The following is an 18,046-nucleotide window of genomic DNA, read 5'->3' on the forward strand; positions in this document are numbered from 1 at the left end:
GTAATATGATTAACCTAAAAGAAAAAATAGATTTAATTGCATCCTACACCATCTTACTAATGATAGTAGGGATTCTTTTCTATTTATACCCAAAAAACCCAAATTCTTGGATCGTAATTGTACTTATTGCATTTGCTGCCACTATTGTTTTTTACAGAATTCTTGGCGGTATTTCCGAAGGGAGCTCATTAACCCTAAACGGAATGAAAATTGGCGGAAGTGTAGCCATATTTAGCATCGTGCTTTATCTTTTGAGTAACCTGATTCAAGACCATGGAAAACTATCAAGTGTAAAGGCTTTTCCATCGGAAGACAAATGGATTGCTATTGACCGTAAAAATGGTAGTCCAATAAATTTTATCGATTTAAAACAAGACACCACCATTTGCGGAAAAATTAATCCAAATAATAATGAATTAAACCTGAGACTAAACATTGATGCAGAAAATAATGTAGTAACCGATGGTAATCTAAAATTGGGGGTTTTAAAAATTCCTAAAAACACTTCGCAAGAGAAAGTTTGCCACTTTTCAACAACCGAATACATTGAACCGGCACCGGTTCCCCATTTTGAAGTAGAAAACAAGATTTATGAGTTATCGCTCAAATTTGGTTTTTGCATTCAAAAGCCGGGTACACTTTTCTTTAAAATAAAAAACCTCAACGATGTGGAAGCTAAATATGAAGGAACAGATGGACAAATCATTCAACCACGTGGTATCAAAACATTTTATTTGAACAAGAAAAAGTACTTCATAACATGTACAGAATATGATAGTTATAATGGAAATTCAAAATTCTTACTTGGACTCCTGAATTAAATCTAAAAAAAATTAATCAATTAAAAAATAAGAGTATGGGCATTTTTATCATTAGTAACAGACACATCACAACCGTAAAAGGAAAAGAACAATTCAGTAATGACAGCAAACAAAATGCATTGCCAACCTTTAGAGTAGCAGAATGCAAGGTATCAGCCGATAACAAAAAAATAACGTATGATATCATCAAAGACATTGAAGACCCGGATTATAATAAAATTTATGCCGCTTTGAACGACAAGACCAAAATAAAAGAACTGGGCGGCACAGAATATATGTTTTATGATTTGTATAAAACAATGAGCAATGACACGAAACCCAATTCAGATGTGCTTTTTTTTATCCATGGATTTGCCACCAGTCATGAAGATGAACTGCAACATATTCTCAAACTGAAAGAACTATACATCGATAGTGATTCGCCAATTGAAAACCTGATTTATTTAAGTTGGCCAACGTCCAATTCGTATGCATTAACTTATTGGAGTGACAAAGAAGATTCAATAGTGACAGGCCAAACATTAGCTAGAATTTATGTAAAAATGAACAAGTTTTTTTACACGATGTTCAAAAAATATGAACAGGATAATTGTAAACAAAAAATCCACATCATGGCTCACTCCATGGGAAATCAAGTACTCAAACAAATGATGGGCAATCTGAACGAAAAATACATAGTACCGTTCATAGGCGAAATAATTTTAGCCCATGCCGATGTCTCTTCTAATTCTTTTGAGAACGAACAACCATTAACTAAACTACATAAACTAGGACAAAGAACACACATCTACATTCATAAAAGTGATGATGCTTTAACCATTTCTACCACTACCAAAAACTTTTCAAAACGCTTGGGCAAAGCCGGTCCGTCAAATGTTAAAGAGCTTAGCCAATCTACTTTCATCGTAGATGTAACCGGAGTAAAATATGATAAACGTAAAAGAACCGGTTTCCTATCCGGATTAAAAGATAATCTCATTGACCATTGGGGATACATGACCAGCACGCAACAAGTAAATGATATCATTGCAATTCTAAAAGGTGAAGACGAAAGAAGGGTAAAAAACAGAATGCGACACGATATCTATACCAATTATTTTTATTTGAGTTCAGCTAACATAGTAGATAAAATTTAATTCATATTAAAAATGAAAAAACTTATAACAACACTAATTTGTTTAGGAATGACTGCAACAATTAATGCACAGGAAAAAAAATCTAAACAAAATACGTATGAACAACACCGTAGTGCAAAAACGGGTAGATATGTAACAAAATCTGAAACGAAGAAAAGTCCTAGTACAACCTATACAACTAAAAGGAAAAAAAGGGAATAAATAATGTCTAAAAGATTGTTGATTATTAAATAATTTGATGCTTTAACAAAATGGAAATTATTAGTAATATTTCAAAAAACACCTCTTTGTGGGAAATTGTAGCATTGTTAGTAGTTATCTATTTAATATGCCGTCCAAACTTAATAAATAGAATAACAAAATTTAAAGTTGGAGATTTTGAATTGGAGATTAGTGAACTCAAAAAAGAAATTGAAAATGGAAAAGAAAAGATCAATGAACTTCAAGAGGAGATTGAAAGTGAAAAAAGATTATTTGAGGAAGTATTGAACAAGTTTGATGCTAATGACTCTTTAGATAACTTGGCATCAATAAGACAAATAGTAAAATCTGAGTCGCGAAATAGTTCAGATATAAATTCATTTAAAAAAGCATTAAGTAAAAACGCATCGCCAGAGGAACTTTATGCTGTAGCAGTAGGCATAAGAGAAAAAAGACCGCTGGAAATTCTACCAGATTTAATTTCTTTATTAGATGAGTTAACTGAGGATAAAAACTTAGGCGGGTATAGACTGAACACCATTTGGACACTCACAAGCTCCGTCCATAAAATACTTATTGCATGTATAAGAGATGGTCAAAAACCATTTCCCTCAATTGAACTTTTAAATAATATAGAAACAACACTAAAAAAATTGGAAAAGCATCCCAAAGTTCAAGCAGATAGACCCGATGACCCTTCAAAAGGAATAAGAGGACCAATTAAGCATAGTTTGAGTTGGCTACAAAAAGCAAGAGAAAAAAAGTAAGAATAAAAAAAATCATCTGTAATTAATCAGTTAATGTATGTAAATAATAGATTTTTTTTAATTACAATTCCATTTTAACAAGTCCTGTACCAATCATTAAATTATGAAAAATATTCTAGACACTCCATCACAAAATACAACTGAAAATCTAAAAGCAGTAAAGGATGATCTTGACCTAAAAATTCCATCCAAAAAACTGGAAAAAAACCTATTGATAGCAACATGGAATATTCGAAGCTTTGGTGATATAACCCGTAAAGAATTATCCGAACCAAAAGATAGCCCAAAAAGAGATTTTCATTCAGTTCTTTGCATCGCAGAAATAATAAAACGGTTTGATATTATTGCTATTCAGGAAATAAAGTCAAATCTAAAAGGCCTCAGAGATACCTTAAAAGTGTTAGGAAACGACTGGTCGCTGATTCTCACAGATGTCAATAAAGGAGACGATGGTAACGGAGAAAGAATGGGCTACATTTTCGATAACAGAAGAGTACAATTATCCGGCTTAGCATGCGAATTAGTGGTGCCGCAAGAATGGATAAATACCGTTTCAAACGAAGCACTTACTGAACAGTTTGTGCGTTCACCTTATGCTGTTAGTTTTAGAGCAATGAATCAAACATTCATTTTAGTAACACTCCACATCAAATACGGAAAATCATCTGCAGATAGAATAAAAGAAGTAAAAGGAATTGCAAGATGGATGGCAGATTGGGCAAAAGATGTAAATGCCTATCATCAAAACTTAATTTGCTTAGGAGATTTCAACATTGATAAAAGAGGAGACCTACTCAACCAAACATTTATTGCAGAAGGACTTTACATTCCGGAGGCTTTACAAAGCAATGAAGTAACCAGATCAATCTTTGATGAAACCAAATATTACGACCAAATTGCCTGGTTCAACAATGCCCAAAAAATACCTAACCTATCTCTAAAGTTTCTAAACGGAGGTAATTATAATTTCCTCGACAAAGCCCTCATAAACAGAAATATCCCCAAACAAACCCTCTCATTTATGCTCTCAGACCACTACCCTATCTGGGCTGAATTTGAATTGTAACTTTAAAATTAAGTAATTATATGAAAACAATACTAGCAATTTGGAACGCCTCTTCAAAAGGAAAATCCTCCACCATTTTAGAAATAGCAAAACATTTACTCATTCAATTTCCGAACCACAATATAATCTTTTGTGACAAAGATGTAAATAATTTAACAGTTGATTTCAGACTAGTCATTGAAATCAATGGAAAAATAATAGTATTAGAAAGTCAAGGTGATCCGGGGACAAGACTAGAAGCTAGATTAACGGGAATTGTGAATCAATATAATCCGGATTTAATTTTTTGCACGTGCAGAACTAGAGGTGAAACGGTTAACTCAGTCGAAAATACAGCCAATAATTTTGAATACTTAACTATTTGGTCATCAACTTATCAAACAACACACAATCACAGTACTGTAAATCAAGTTAAAGCAGAGCATTTATTAGATTTAATCAAAAAATTAGGTTTAATTTAAATGTTAATTTATGTAAGATAAAAATACAAGAGATCATAATAAAAAAAATCAATCATGGCTGTAAAAAAGACTAATGTTTATTTCTACCAAATAGTAGCTTTAGTGGAACAAAAACAAAAGGAAAAAATGAATAAATTATTTTCGGAAGTATTCAAATTCAAGAAAAAAAGTTTTAACAAAATCGACTTTTCAGATGGTGAAATTTTAATTTCAAATATAAAAAGTATGCACTCAGATAGATACTGTTTAGGTACCTTCATTTATAATCAGAAAAGTAATGTTCCACCAAAATTCGATGGTGTAAATACAGAGCCATTAGAATTGAATCATAATCAAGGTTTAGGTTATGATTGTAGTTTTATTTTCGATTCAAAAACAAATATAATTGGGTTAGAATCCAGAAGACCCGGAGTTAATTTAAATGCTTTAACAGAATTTATTCATAATAATTATGATGTGCCACAATTTGATTTTTCAATGGTTATAATACCATCTGAATATCAAAAATTTTTAGATTCTCCTAGCTATTATAGAATTGAATATGATATTGCTAAACCAACTAATTCAACTGGCATAAAAGGTAATAGTTCTTCATCTTTAGATAGCACTATTGATGCAATGGATGAAATAAATGCTTTGAAAGGTTCTATCATCTATTCAGTAGGCAATTATAAAACTAGATCACTAAACTTAAAAGAAATAAGATTATTTGTTCAAGGGTTACTAAAACTTAATAAAAGAGAAGATTTTGTAAAAATATTAAAAATAACAGGAACTGACATTGATTCAGAAAAATCTAAAGTTTTTGACTTAGTTGCAAATCGTTTGGTTGAAAATATTGAAATAGAAAAACAAAGAATTAATAGTAAATTTTTTATAAAAGAAAAATATAGGCAATTAGAAGCACTTTATTTGAGACATCAACCTTTACTATTGAAACAGTATAAAATTTAATGAGTTTATTTTTAGAAAAATATTACCCATTTATCATTTCTTTAGCCCTAAGCATTTTTAGCTTTGTTTATGGTGAAATTCTGTGTCTAAATTTTGAAAACTTTTATAATACTTCTTTATCAATTTTTAGCATATTAATAGGTTTCCTTCTTACTGTTTCAACCATTATTAATACTCTCGACAATGACGTAATCATGTTCATTAAAAAATCTGAAAAGTTTTATTTGTTTATTGACTATCTTAAAAAGTCAATATATGCTAGCTTATATTCTTTATTATTAATAGTCTTTTACATTCTTTTCAAAGAGTGTTTATGTAAATTCAATAATTATACCAATACTTTACTCATATTTCAAATAACTTTATCATTATTATACTGTTACAGATTTATAAAAATTTTTATAAAGATAGTAGTAAGGTAAAAAAATTTATTTTCTTAAAAAATATTTAAAATTAAAATAGTTTATGAAAACAAAGCTAACCCCCACTGCACGAAGTCCATCTCATAATACTTATATCATTCCGCTAAAGAGACACGACTTCGAAGTAAATTAATTTCAATTACTCTTAAAAATCTCTTAAAACCCTACTTTCTTAAGTATTCTTTGATTGTCATCTGAATAGTAGTAATTAAATAAATCAATTTTATAAAATGGTAAATAAATTTTCACACTTTCCATTCAATAAAAATACCATAAATTTAAATACACAGACGCTGCCTTTTAATGGATTAGATTGTACAAACAAAAATTTGATAAACGAAAAAAAATTAGAGAAAAAACTAATAACACAAAAAAATATAAAAAAAATATTACATTTGAAAAATTAAATTAAACAAGAAAATTATGAAAAAACTATTACAAGTAGGAGTTATTCTTATTACCGCAAATTATGGCTATTCTCAAGATGGAAGTTTAGACTCAAGTTTTGGAACAGGAGGAAAAGTTGTTACCTCAATCAACAGCGGTGCTGATATAGCGTATGCAGTGGCACTTCAAAATGACGGTAAAATTGTTGTGGCAGGAATGACCACAAATTCATCAACAGGTAAAGATTTTGCTTGTTTACGATACAATTCAGATGGAACTTTAGATACTTCCTTTGGCACAAATGGAATAGTTACCAATGATGTACAAATCGGTAGTGATGATGTTGCCCATTCAATGGTTATTCAAAGTGATGGAAAAATTATTTTAGCCGGTTACTCCGATGATGGCAGTAATAAAAATGCAGCTCTAATCAGACTAAACACAGATGGTTCTCTGGATTCTTCGTTCGGAACGTCAGGGAAAGTTTTAACCGATTTTATGACAAATAGAGCTGATGAGATTAAAACGGTTAAAATTCATGCTTTAACCGGTAATATTGTTGTAGGTGGAACTTCGGCTCAAACTTCAACCAACTCACGTGCTATTATTGCAAGATATACTCCCGCCGGTATATTAGATACTACGTTTAACACAACAGGTATTTTATTACTTGATGATGCTTCCGGTTCTGGTACATATTTTAATGTGATAGAAGATTTAGCAATACGATCAAATGGAAGAATTTCAGCTATTGGCTGGATAAATCAACAAGGACTACAATGGAGTTCTAATTATTATGGGTGCAGAGTGAATAGTAATGGAACAATGGATACATCTTTCTCATCAGACGGTTACATTGTTACCAATGGTGGATTTAATGGAGATGATAAAGCTTTTTCAATAATTTTAAATGCTGATGACAGTATTTTATACAGTGGTGGTGGTCATTTAACTACGCTTCAGTATGATTATTTTTTAGGACTGTATAATGCTTCCGGTTCAACAGCAGCAGGACAGGCATTTTTTGATTATGGTTCGCTTTTGCGAGATATAGCTTACGGTATGGGAATTGACAGTACCGGTAAAGTTGTTTTAGCAGGCTCAAGTGTTGCGACAAATTTAAATTCTACTTTTGGTGTGGCGAGAGTGAATGCAAACTATACCGTAGACAATACATTTGGAACGTCCGGAAAAGTAACTACTACTTTCGGAACAAACGTTAGAAATGAGGCATTTGATATGGTTATCCAAACTGATGATAAAATTATTGCGGTAGGTTACACCGGTAATGATATTGCATTAGCCAGATACAATGGAAATACTTTATCAACAGGTGAGTTCGATTTAAATTACAAAATTACATTATACCCAAATCCAACTAAAGAGGTCGTAAACATTGATTTACAAAATAACCTTTCTGATCAAGAAGAGTTTAAAATTTTTGACATCAATGGGAGAACTATTTTGAACGGAAAGGTATCAAACGGATTAAACCAAATTAATGTTGAAAGTTTAGCAAAGGGATTATACATTTTTAATTTAGGTAACATTAATCAAAAATTTATAAAAGAATAACTACATTCAAAAGCGAACGTTCTTTTCAATTAAGGCTTTTGATTTTTAATCAAAAGCCTTTCTTTTACATTTGAAGTCAGTAAAAGTCCTCTTTACTGAAATAATCATAAACTTTCATATACTTAAACTAACTGATCTCGATTTTTAATGCAAAGAATTAATCTAGTAAATACTTAAAAAAACATATTGCATTTTGTCCCAATTATTGACCAAATTTGGGACAAAAAAATAGATTAACTTTTGGCAGTAAAACGAATTTATTGCCAAAGTTTAATTAATATTCTATTAACGTTCGACTACTCTATTTGTAATAAATCGAAAACGAATTACAAAAATGATGTTTCGTAGTAAAACAATCAGGTTTAACCTGATAAAGTAACTATAAATGATAAGAATTATATTGTATACCATGATATGAGATAATTGTCCCAAATTTTGTCAATAATTGGGACATTTTAATTGGATGAAACTATATAATGAATTAATAGCAAATAAAACAGAGGGTAATAGCTTAGATAAAAACATTGAACAAAATGTTTGTTATTATGAACAAAAAAACTATTTTTGTTCATATTAATGAACATTATGAAAAATGACTAGAAAAAAACAAATAGTATTTCCTAAGCATCTAATGTTATTAGAACAGATGGGAGAAAATATAAAGTTAGCTAGAAAAAGAAGAAAATTAACAGCGATACAAGTAGCTGAAAGAGCAGATATTGTTAGAACTACTTTATACCAAATTGAAAAAGGAAATCCAAGTGTAGCAATTGGTGCTTATTTTAATGTATTAAGAGTATTAGGTCTTCAAGATGATTTCCTAAAACTAGCTGCAGATGATGAACTAGGTAGAAAACTCCAAGACCTGGAACTACTCAAATAGAATAAATTAAAAAAGTTAAAATAAAGCACTTAAAATATCAAAAGTCATCCCTTTTAAACTTTTAAACTTTTAAACTTTCAAACAAAAACAATCCCAAAATGTCTACAAAAACCGATATATACGTTTACGCTCATTGGACTGGAATGCAAGAACCAAAATTGATTGGAATTTTGTCTGCACAACAAGGCAAAGGCAAGAAAGCATTTAGCTTTGAGTATGATAAGGACTGGCTCAAATCAGGACAACAATTCTTACTCGACCCCGACATACAATTATTTGGTGGACCACAATATCCAAATCAAAAAGAAAACTTCGGGATCTTTCTCGACAGTATGCCCGATACTTGGGGACGAACACTAATGAAACGTAGAGAAGCACAACAGGCAAAAGAGAAAAACGAAAAACCTAGAACTCTCTATGACATTGAATACTTGTTAGGAGTTTACGATGAAAGTCGTATGGGAGCTTTGCGTTTTAAAACAGATCCGGATGGAGACTTCTTAGACAATAACAAAACAGCTCCTACACCTCCTTGGTCATCCATTAGAGAATTGCAGAACGCAGCACATATCTTTGAAAATGATACGGATAATGAAGAAGTAAATAGATGGCTATCTGTATTGATGGCACCCGGCTCATCATTAGGGGGTGCACGTCCCAAAGCCAATATTTTAGATGCAGATAAAAGTCTTTGGATTGCCAAATTTCCCTCCAAAACAGATACCATTGACAAAGCAGCTTGGGAATTTTTAGCCTATCAATTGGCAACTAAGGCTGGAATTGAAATGGCACCTTGTCGTATGGATAGAATTTTAGGAAAACACCATACTTTTTTCACAAAACGCTTCGACCGTGAAAACGGTGAACGAATCCACTTTGCATCAGCAATGACAATGACAGGAAATAACGAAGACACCATTCGAGACAACCAAGCAAGCTACTTAGATATAGCAGAATTCATCAGTAATCACGGAGCAAACATCGAAGCCAACCTACACCAATTATGGCGAAGAATAATCTTTAACATAGCCATTTCCAATACCGATGACCACCTAAGAAACCACGGATTTATACTAACCAAAGAAGGATGGATTTTATCTCCGGCTTATGACCTTAACCCTTCTATCGACAAAGACGGCTTAGCCTTAAATATTGATACTAACAACAATGAATTGGATTTCGATTTGGCAAAAAGCGTGGGGGAATATTTTCGTTTAAACAAGAATCAAATGGAGGAAATTATCCAGCAAGTCTTAGGAGTTACAACCAAATGGAAAACAATGGCAACTGAAATCGGAATTTCCCGAAGCGAACAAGAATTGATGGAAAAGGCATTCAACTCCTAAAAATAAAGAACGATCTAATTTATTTTAGTTTTTTTTAATGAATTTTACTACTTTAGAAAGCTAAAAAAATGCCATACTTCAAACAAGTGGAAAGAGAAATGAGTAGGAAAATTAAAAGTTTTATGAAATAACTATTAAATTATCAAAAACAAACAATGACAAGTACAGCACAAAGAGCAGAATTACTAGCCAAAATATGGAAAATAGCCAATGAAGTTCGAGGGGCAGTAGATGGATGGGATTTCAAACAATTTGTATTAGGAACACTTTTCTATCGCTACATTAGTGAGAATTTTACAAATTACATTGAGGCTGGTGATGAAAGCATAGATTACGCTAGCCTATCCGATGATGTTATTACACCTGATATAAAAGACGATGCAATCAAAACAAAAGGATATTTCATTTATCCAACTCAACTATTTGTAAATGTTGCTAAAACGGCCAATACAAATCCGAACCTAAATACCGATTTAAAAGCCATTTTCAATGCCATTGAGAGTTCAGCCAATGGTTATCCATCAGAAGAAGATATAAAAGGCTTATTTGCCGATTTTGACACTACAAGTACACGATTAGGTAATACGGTTGAAAATAAAAACTTAAGATTAGCTGCTGTTTTGAAAGGAGTGGAAGAGCTAAATTTTGGAAATTTTGAAGACAATCAAATTGACCTTTTTGGTGATGCCTACGAAATTCTTATTGGTAATTATGCCGCCAACGCGGGAAAATCAGGCGGTGAGTTTTTTACACCGGTACACGTTTCAAAACTAATTGCACAATTGGCAATGCACAAACAAGAAAAAGTGAATAAAATATATGACCCGGCAGCTGGTTCGGGCTCACTTTTGCTACAAGCCAAAAAACACTTTGATGACCATATCATAGAAGAAGGGTTCTATGGCCAAGAAATCAACCACACTACCTATAACTTGGCTCGTATGAATATGTTTTTACACAACATCAATTACGATAAGTTTAATATTGCATTAGGAGATACATTACATCATCCGCATTTTATTGATGATAAACCTTTTGATGCCATTGTTTCTAATCCGCCTTATTCAGTAAAATGGATTGGTGATGACGACCCAACACTGATTAATGACGACCGTTTTGCTCCTGCTGGGGTTTTGGCCCCTAAATCAAAAGCCGATTTTGCTTTTGTTCTACATGCTCTTAGCTATCTATCAAGTAAAGGAAGAGCGGCCATTGTTTGCTTTCCTGGAATTTTTTACCGTGGCGGTGCCGAGCAAAAAATCAGAAAGTATTTAGTAGATAACAATTTTGTTGAAACCATCATCTCTGTAGCTCCTAATTTGTTTTATGGTACTTCAATTGCAGTGACTATTCTAGTACTTTCAAAACATAAAACCGATACAAAAACGCAGTTTATTGATGCCAGTGGCGAAGATTTCTTCAAAAAGGTTACCAATAATAATATAATGACCGATGATCATATTGATAAAATAATGGAGTTATTTGATAGCAAAGCCGATGTTCCTCATGTGGCTATTTCTATTGAGAATGACAAAATAGCCTCAAACGACTATAATTTATCGGTTAGTTCGTATGTTGCTCCAAAAGATAATCGAAAGCAAATAAACATTGAAGAATTAAACAATGAAGTAGCTGAAACAGTAAAAAAAATTGATAAACTTCGAACAGATATTAATACTATTATTAATGAAATTGAAGGATAATCTTTTAAAAGAATTCTTAGCATGGAAAAAAATACAATTACAAAACTAAACAAACGTTTCGAAGAATATGCCTACGAACAAGACGGTATAGAATATTGGTTGGCTCGCGAACTACAAGAACTCTTAGGATATGCCGATTGGCGAAATTTTGTAAACGCAATAAATAAAGCAAAAGAAAGTTGCGAAACTACTGGCGAAGAGGTTTCAGACCATTTCGTTGACGTCAACAAAATGGTCAAAATTGGTTCAGGTGCAGAACGCAAGCAAGAGGATATAATGCTAACTCGTTACGCTTGTTACCTAATAGCTCAAAACGGAGACCCTAAAAAAGAACAAATTGCATTTGCTCAAAGTTATTTTGCCATTCAAACTCGCAAACAAGAATTATTAGAAGAGCGTATTCAACTCATGGAACGCTTGCAAGCTCGTGAAAAACTAGCGGCTACTGAAACCGAATTGTCTAAAAATATTTACGAAAGAGGCGTTGACAACTCAGGTTTTGCTAGAATTAGAAGCAAAGGTGATTGGGCCATGTTTGGAGGATATAACACCAGCGACATGAAACGCAAGTTAGGTATAAAAGAAAACAGACCGTTAGCCGATTTCTTACCAACTATTACCATAACAGCTAAACAATTAGCAACAGAGATCACCAATTTTAATGTAAAGAAAAACAACCTGAAAGGCGAAAATACGATTACAACCGAACACGTTAAAAACAATAAAGACGTAAGATCTTTACTTGGAAAAAGCGGCATTAAACCCGAAGAATTACCGGCAGAAGAAGACATTAAAAAATTGGAACGCAGAGTAAAAACCTTAGACAAACAAATAGCCAAAAAAAATCTAAAAGGCAAAAAAAATAATGAAGAATAAAAAAAACTTTTTAGAAAAATTATTAAATGATGTTACTGTGGAATGGCTACCACTCGGTGACTTTGCCGATTATGAGCAACCAACAAGATATTTAGTTGAATCAAATAATTATAATAATAATTTTAAAACCCCAGTACTGACAGCGGGTAAAACTTTTATTTTAGGATATACTGATGAAACTGATGGGATTTATAAAGCATCCGAAAGGCCGGTAATAATTTTCGATGATTTTACAACGGCAAATAAGTGGGTTGATTTTGATTTTAAAGCTAAATCATCAGCAATGAAAATGATTACTTCTAAAGACGAATCAAAAGCTTCATTAAAATATATTTACTATTGGATGAATACTTTGCCTAGTGATTTAGTGGATGGCGACCATAAAAGACAATGGATTAGTAATTATGCAAATAAACTCATCCCAATTCCATGCCCAGATAATCCAAAAAAATCACTCGAAATTCAACAAAAAATAGTTTCAATTCTCGATACCTTTTCAGAGCTTACAGCAGAGCTTACAGCAGAGCTTACAGCACGAAAAATGCAATATAGTTATTATAGAGAGAAGTTACTAACTTTTGATAAAAATGAATTGGAATGGAAAGCATTGGGTGAGATTTGTTTAGCAACTCAAAATATAAGATGGAAAGATAATAATAGTACTTATCGTTATATAGATTTAACATCTGTTAGTCGTGAAAATAATTCTATTATTGAAACTTCAGAAATTAATTCACAAACTGCTCCAAGCAGAGCACAAAAAATTGTTTTAAAAGATGATGTAATTTTTGCCACAACAAGACCTACTCAACAGCGTTTGTGTTTAATCAATGATGAATATTCTAATGAAATTGCTAGTACAGGATATTGTATTTTAAGAGCTAATACTGATGTGGTATTACCAAAATGGATATTTTTTCATATTTTGTCTACAAACTTCAAAAATTATGTAGAAGAAAATCAAAGTGGTTCAGCATATCCTGCCATTTCAGATGCAAAAGTAAAAGAATTCAAAATTCCAATCCCACCACTCGAAGAACAAGAACGCATCGTTTCCTTACTAGACAAATTTGATATATTAACCAACTCAATTAGCGAGGGATTACCAAAAGAAATAGAGTTGAGACAAAAGCAATATGAGTATTATAGAGATTTGTTGTTAACCTTTCCAAAAGAAAATTAATATAAAATGGCACAATCATTAACTGAAATAGCACAATCACTTATCGATGCCAATAAAAAAGTGCAATTAATCTATGCTTTCAATGGCACAGGAAAAACAAGACTATCACGTGAATTTCGTTTGTTAGTGGCACCAAAAAATGGAGATGATAACGAAAACAATGGCATTAAAGTAATGTATTACAATGCTTTTACCGAAGATTTGTTTTTTTGGGATAATGACTTAGATACCGATGTAGAAAGAAAACTAACCATTAGACCTAATAATTTTACAAATTTAGCTTTAGGCTTTCTAAAAGACCAAGGCCAAGATTTTAATATTATTTCTAACTTCCAACATTATACAAGTCAATCAATAACCCCAAAATTTAGTGAAGATTTTTCAGAAGTTACTTTCTCATTAGAACGTGGAGGAGATGACAATCTTGAAAACATAAAAATTTCAAAAGGCGAAGAAAGTAATTTTATTTGGTGTGTTTTCTTTAGTTTGCTAGAGCAAGTGGTGGAAATAAAAAATATGGATCCTGAAAACAGACCCACTGACGATTTTAACAGTTTAGAGTATGTTTTTATAGATGACCCGGTAAGTTCATTAGACGATAACCATTTAATTGAATTAGCAGTTAATTTAGCAACACTTTTTAAAAAATCATCAGGCATACAGTTTGTAGTTTCAACCCATAATCCTTTGTTTTACAATGTAGTTTTTAACGAGTTAAGCAACAAAACGTGTTATATGTTAAAAAAATTTGATGATGGTACTTTTGAACTAAAACCACTTAATGGCGATTCTAATAAAAGTTTCTCATACCACCTTTACATTAAAAACATGATCGAGGAGGCAATTGCAACAAATACTGTAGAAAAATATCATTTCATGTTGTTAAGAAACTTATACGAGAAAACAGCAAATTTTTTAGGTTATCCGGAATGGAAAAGATTACTTCCAGAAGATAGACAATTATATTACAATAGAATAATTCAATTTACAAGCCATTCCACATTATCAAATGAAGCAGTACCAGACCCTACAGAACCGGAAAAGCAAACAGTTAAGTTGTTGTTAGAGCATTTAGTTAATAGTAAATATTGGAAAGAAGAAATACAAAATAATGCAGCGGCACAAATTGAGCCTGAAATCCCAATAAATCATCAAGAAAATGACACATTATAAAACCATCGCAGAATCGAACAATTTTATTGTTTTAGATAAATTTACTAAGTATTCACAGGTAAATGAACCACCTGCGGTGTATCAAACTGAGGCGGCTCTTGAAAAAGAATTTATTCGGGATCTAATCAATCAAGGATATGAAAATCCTAATTTAAACACTACCGAAGACCTGTTGGAAAATGTTAGAGTGCAATTACAGGCATTAAACAACATGGAATTTTCAGATAGTGAATGGGTTCGTTTCGTGGAAGAATATTTAGATAAACCTAGCGATAATTTGGTAGAAAAAACCAGAAAAATCCATGAAAATTATATCTATGATTTTGTTTTTGACGATGGCCGTATTCAAAACATTTATTTAGTTGATAAAAAGAATATAGCTCGAAACAAAGTTCAGGTAATCAAACAATTTGAACAAAAAGGAACACATTCCAATCGATATGATGTGACTATTTTAGTAAATGGCTTGCCTTTGGTTCAAGTAGAATTAAAAAAAAGAGGTGTAGCCATACGTGAAGCATTTAACCAAGTGCATCGTTACACCAAAGAGAGTTTAAACAGCTCAAATTCGCTGTTTAAATACTTGCAAATTTTTGTAATTTCTAATGGCACAGACAGTCGATATTTTGCCAATACAGTAGAGCGAAACAAAAACAGTTTCGACTTTACCATGAATTGGGCAAAAGCGGATAATACATTAATCAAAGACCTTAAAGATTTTACGACGACCTTTTTTGAAAAACGCACATTGTTAAACGTATTGCTAACCTATTCAGTTTTTGATACAAGTGATACCTTGCTTATTATGCGACCGTATCAAATTGCAGCTAACGAAAGAATGTTATGGAAAATTCAAAGTTCATTTCAAGCTAAAATTTGGTCTAAAGTAGAAAGCGGCGGCTATATTTGGCACACAACAGGTTCCGGAAAAACACTGACTAGTTTTAAAGCAGCACGTTTGGCCACTGAATTAGATTTCATTGATAAAGTGTTCTTTGTAGTCGATCGTAAAGATTTGGACTTTCAAACCATGAAAGAATACCAACGCTTTTCACCCGATAGTGTTAACGGTTCAGATAGTACCGCAGGATTAAAGAGAAACTTAGAGAAGGACGATAATAAAATTATTGTCACAACCATTCAAAAGCTAAATAACTTGATGAAAACGGAGAGTGATTTGGCTATTTATCAAAAACAAGTCGTTTTCATTTTTGATGAAGCTCACCGTTCGCAATTTGGTGAGGCTCAAAAAAACCTAAATAAAAAGTTTAAAAAATTCTATCAATTTGGTTTTACCGGAACTCCTATCTTTCCTCAAAATGCGTTGGGTGCTGAAACAACAGCTAGTGTATTTGGTCGTGAGTTGCATTCGTATGTAATAACAGATGCGATTAGGGATGAAAAAGTACTGAAATTTAAAGTAGATTATAATGATGTTCGTCCGCAGTTTAAAAGCATAGAAACAGAAATTGATGAAAAGAAATTAACGGCTGCAGAAAACAAGAAAGCCTTTTTACATCCAGCTCGTATAAAAGAAGTTTCACAATACATACTAAAAAATTTTAGAATTAAAACCCACAGAAATCAAGGTACCAACAAAGGTTTCAATGCCATGTTTGCGGTAAGTAGTGTGGATGCGGCCAAATGTTACTACGAAGAATTAAATCGCCTACAAAAAGAAAGTGAAAAACCATTAAGAATAGCAACAATATTCTCTTATGCTGCTAATGAAGAGCAAAGTGCCATTGGTGAAATTGTCGATGAAAACTTTGAGCCAACAGCATTGGATAGCAGTGCCAAAGAATTTTTAACGGCAGCAATAAACGACTACAACAACATATTCAGAACTAGTTTTGGTGTAGAAAGTAAAGAGTTTCAAAACTATTACCGGGATTTAGCAAAACGGGTTAAAAGCAAAGAAATTGACTTGATTATTGTGGTAGGTATGTTTCTTACTGGCTTTGATGCTCCAACACTTAACACGCTGTTTGTAGATAAGAACCTTCGTTATCATGGTTTAATGCAAGCTTTTTCACGTACAAACCGTATTTATGATGCCACAAAAACCTTTGGAAATATAATTACTTTCAGAGATTTAGAGACCGCTACAGTTGATGCTATAACATTATTTGGTGATAAAAACACTAAAAATGTAGTACTAGAAAAAAGCTATAAAGAATATTTAGAAGGCTTTACAGATATTTCAACAGGTCATGCACGTAGAGGTTTCATAGAGGTGGTAAATGATTTAAATCAAAAATTCCCGAATCCCGATGAAATTGTAACTGAAAAAGACAAAAAAGAATTCTCAAAATTATTTGGAGAGTATTTGCGAGTAGAAAACATCTTGCAGAATTACGATGAGTTTACCAATCTCAAAGCCTTTAAATCGATTGACATAAAAGATGCTCAATCCATCCAAGAATTTAAAGAAGCTTACTTTGTGTCAGACAACGATATTGCAATAATGCAAGAGATAAGTCTACTTCCGGAACGAACAATTCAAGATTATCGTTCTACGTATAATGACATCCGTGATTGGTTAAGACGTGAAAAAAGTGGTAAAGAAGTTGAAGAATCTAATATAGATTGGGATGATGTTGTCTTTGAAATAGACTTATTGAAATCTCAAGAAATAAACTTAGATTATATTCTTGAATTAATTTTTGAGCATAACAAAAAAAACAAAGACAAAGCCACTTTAATAGAAGAAATTCGTCGAGTGATACGTGCAAGTATTGGCAACAGAGCAAAAGAAAGTTTACTAGTTGATTTCATCAATGAAACTGATTTGGAAACTATTCAAGACAAAGCAAATGTGATTGATGCATTCTTCAATTATGCTCAGGAAAAACAGAAGAAAGAAGCTTCCGAATTAATTACTGAAGAAAACCTAAATGAAGAAGAAGCAAAACGATACATCACAAACTCATTAAAACGAGAGTTTGCCACAGATACCGGTACAGAATTGAATGCATTGTTACCAAAAATGAGTCCTTTGAATCCACAGTACTTAACAAAAAAGAAAAGTGTTTACCAAAAAATTGTTGAGTTTGTAGAGAAGTTTAAAGGTGTTGGTGGGCAGCTGTAAA

The 18,046-nt window shown here is 32.2% G+C and carries 15 protein-coding genes; all 15 read left to right on the forward strand.

Annotated elements, in window-relative coordinates; all coding sequences use genetic code 11:
- Positions 1-5: 5 nt before the first annotated feature.
- Complete coding sequence (locus tag EQG68_RS02790; RefSeq protein WP_129463260.1) at positions 6-821, forward strand: hypothetical protein; 816 nt, start codon at positions 6-8, stop codon at positions 819-821.
- Between the two features lie 35 nt (positions 822-856).
- Positions 857-1,957, forward strand: a complete 1,101-nt coding sequence (locus EQG68_RS02795; protein WP_129463261.1) for an alpha/beta hydrolase — start codon at positions 857-859, stop codon at positions 1,955-1,957.
- Positions 1,958-1,969: 12 nt separating this feature from the next.
- On the forward strand, positions 1,970-2,158 hold the full coding sequence (locus EQG68_RS02800) for a hypothetical protein (RefSeq protein WP_129463262.1): 189 nt from the start codon (positions 1,970-1,972) through the stop codon (positions 2,156-2,158).
- 50 nt (positions 2,159-2,208) lie between these two features.
- Positions 2,209-2,925, forward strand: a complete 717-nt coding sequence (locus EQG68_RS02805; protein ID WP_129463263.1) for a hypothetical protein — start codon at positions 2,209-2,211, stop codon at positions 2,923-2,925.
- Between the two features lie 103 nt (positions 2,926-3,028).
- Entirely contained in the window at positions 3,029-3,991 is a 963-nt protein-coding gene (locus tag EQG68_RS02810; RefSeq protein ID WP_129463264.1) for an endonuclease/exonuclease/phosphatase family protein, read from the forward strand.
- A gap of 20 nt (positions 3,992-4,011) precedes the next feature.
- Positions 4,012-4,452 (forward strand): hypothetical protein, encoded by a 441-nt coding sequence (locus EQG68_RS02815; RefSeq protein ID WP_129463265.1) that lies wholly within the window; start codon positions 4,012-4,014, stop codon positions 4,450-4,452.
- 54 nt (positions 4,453-4,506) lie between these two features.
- Entirely contained in the window at positions 4,507-5,406 is a 900-nt protein-coding gene (locus tag EQG68_RS02820; RefSeq protein ID WP_129463266.1) for a DUF6731 family protein, read from the forward strand.
- A gap of 845 nt (positions 5,407-6,251) precedes the next feature.
- Positions 6,252-7,790 (forward strand): T9SS type A sorting domain-containing protein, encoded by a 1,539-nt coding sequence (locus tag EQG68_RS02825; protein WP_129463267.1) that lies wholly within the window; start codon positions 6,252-6,254, stop codon positions 7,788-7,790.
- A 592-nt stretch (positions 7,791-8,382) separates the two neighbouring features.
- Complete coding sequence (locus tag EQG68_RS02830; RefSeq protein ID WP_129463268.1) at positions 8,383-8,673, forward strand: helix-turn-helix domain-containing protein; 291 nt, start codon at positions 8,383-8,385, stop codon at positions 8,671-8,673.
- Positions 8,674-8,771: 98 nt separating this feature from the next.
- The gene (locus EQG68_RS02835; protein ID WP_129463269.1) at positions 8,772-10,019 is read left to right on the forward strand and encodes a type II toxin-antitoxin system HipA family toxin; all 1,248 of its coding nucleotides are present in this window, start codon (positions 8,772-8,774) and stop codon (positions 10,017-10,019) included.
- A 155-nt stretch (positions 10,020-10,174) separates the two neighbouring features.
- The gene (locus EQG68_RS02840; protein ID WP_129463270.1) at positions 10,175-11,722 is read left to right on the forward strand and encodes a type I restriction-modification system subunit M; all 1,548 of its coding nucleotides are present in this window, start codon (positions 10,175-10,177) and stop codon (positions 11,720-11,722) included.
- A gap of 21 nt (positions 11,723-11,743) precedes the next feature.
- Positions 11,744-12,598: a DNA damage-inducible protein D gene (dinD, locus tag EQG68_RS02845; RefSeq protein WP_129463271.1), complete on the forward strand. Its 855-nt coding sequence runs from the start codon at positions 11,744-11,746 to the stop codon at positions 12,596-12,598.
- Positions 12,588-13,781: a restriction endonuclease subunit S gene (locus EQG68_RS02850; RefSeq protein ID WP_129463272.1), complete on the forward strand. Its 1,194-nt coding sequence runs from the start codon at positions 12,588-12,590 to the stop codon at positions 13,779-13,781. The genes dinD and EQG68_RS02850 overlap by 11 nt, the downstream gene beginning before the upstream one ends.
- Positions 13,782-13,787: 6 nt before the next feature.
- The gene (locus EQG68_RS02855; protein ID WP_129463273.1) at positions 13,788-14,954 is read left to right on the forward strand and encodes an AAA family ATPase; all 1,167 of its coding nucleotides are present in this window, start codon (positions 13,788-13,790) and stop codon (positions 14,952-14,954) included.
- Complete coding sequence (locus EQG68_RS02860; RefSeq protein WP_129463274.1) at positions 14,941-18,045, forward strand: type I restriction endonuclease subunit R; 3,105 nt, start codon at positions 14,941-14,943, stop codon at positions 18,043-18,045. The genes EQG68_RS02855 and EQG68_RS02860 overlap by 14 nt, the downstream gene beginning before the upstream one ends.
- Position 18,046: the final 1 nt, after the last annotated feature.

This window comes from Flavobacterium piscinae (assembly GCF_004122145.1).
In the GTDB taxonomy this organism is placed as follows: Bacteria; Bacteroidota; Bacteroidia; order Flavobacteriales; family Flavobacteriaceae; genus Flavobacterium; species Flavobacterium piscinae.

Excerpts from the sequence above, each read along its gene's own strand:
- EQG68_RS02790 (WP_129463260.1), top strand. The coding sequence starts at position 6 with ATGATTAACCTAAAAGAAAAAATAGATTTAATTGCATCCTACACCATC.
- EQG68_RS02810 (WP_129463264.1), top strand. The coding sequence starts at position 3,029 with ATGAAAAATATTCTAGACACTCCATCACAAAATACAACTGAAAATCTA.
- EQG68_RS02855 (WP_129463273.1), top strand. The coding sequence starts at position 13,788 with ATGGCACAATCATTAACTGAAATAGCACAATCACTTATCGATGCCAAT.
- EQG68_RS02850 (WP_129463272.1), top strand. The coding sequence starts at position 12,588 with ATGAAGAATAAAAAAAACTTTTTAGAAAAATTATTAAATGATGTTACT.
- EQG68_RS02835 (WP_129463269.1), top strand. The coding sequence starts at position 8,772 with ATGTCTACAAAAACCGATATATACGTTTACGCTCATTGGACTGGAATG.
- EQG68_RS02800 (WP_129463262.1), top strand. The coding sequence starts at position 1,970 with ATGAAAAAACTTATAACAACACTAATTTGTTTAGGAATGACTGCAACA.
- EQG68_RS02815 (WP_129463265.1), top strand. The coding sequence starts at position 4,012 with ATGAAAACAATACTAGCAATTTGGAACGCCTCTTCAAAAGGAAAATCC.
- EQG68_RS02795 (WP_129463261.1), top strand. The coding sequence starts at position 857 with ATGGGCATTTTTATCATTAGTAACAGACACATCACAACCGTAAAAGGA.
- EQG68_RS02825 (WP_129463267.1), top strand. The coding sequence starts at position 6,252 with ATGAAAAAACTATTACAAGTAGGAGTTATTCTTATTACCGCAAATTAT.
- EQG68_RS02805 (WP_129463263.1), top strand. The coding sequence starts at position 2,209 with ATGGAAATTATTAGTAATATTTCAAAAAACACCTCTTTGTGGGAAATT.
- dinD (WP_129463271.1), top strand. The coding sequence starts at position 11,744 with ATGGAAAAAAATACAATTACAAAACTAAACAAACGTTTCGAAGAATAT.
- EQG68_RS02860 (WP_129463274.1), top strand. The coding sequence starts at position 14,941 with ATGACACATTATAAAACCATCGCAGAATCGAACAATTTTATTGTTTTA.
- EQG68_RS02830 (WP_129463268.1), top strand. The coding sequence starts at position 8,383 with ATGACTAGAAAAAAACAAATAGTATTTCCTAAGCATCTAATGTTATTA.
- EQG68_RS02840 (WP_129463270.1), top strand. The coding sequence starts at position 10,175 with ATGACAAGTACAGCACAAAGAGCAGAATTACTAGCCAAAATATGGAAA.
- EQG68_RS02820 (WP_129463266.1), top strand. The coding sequence starts at position 4,507 with ATGGCTGTAAAAAAGACTAATGTTTATTTCTACCAAATAGTAGCTTTA.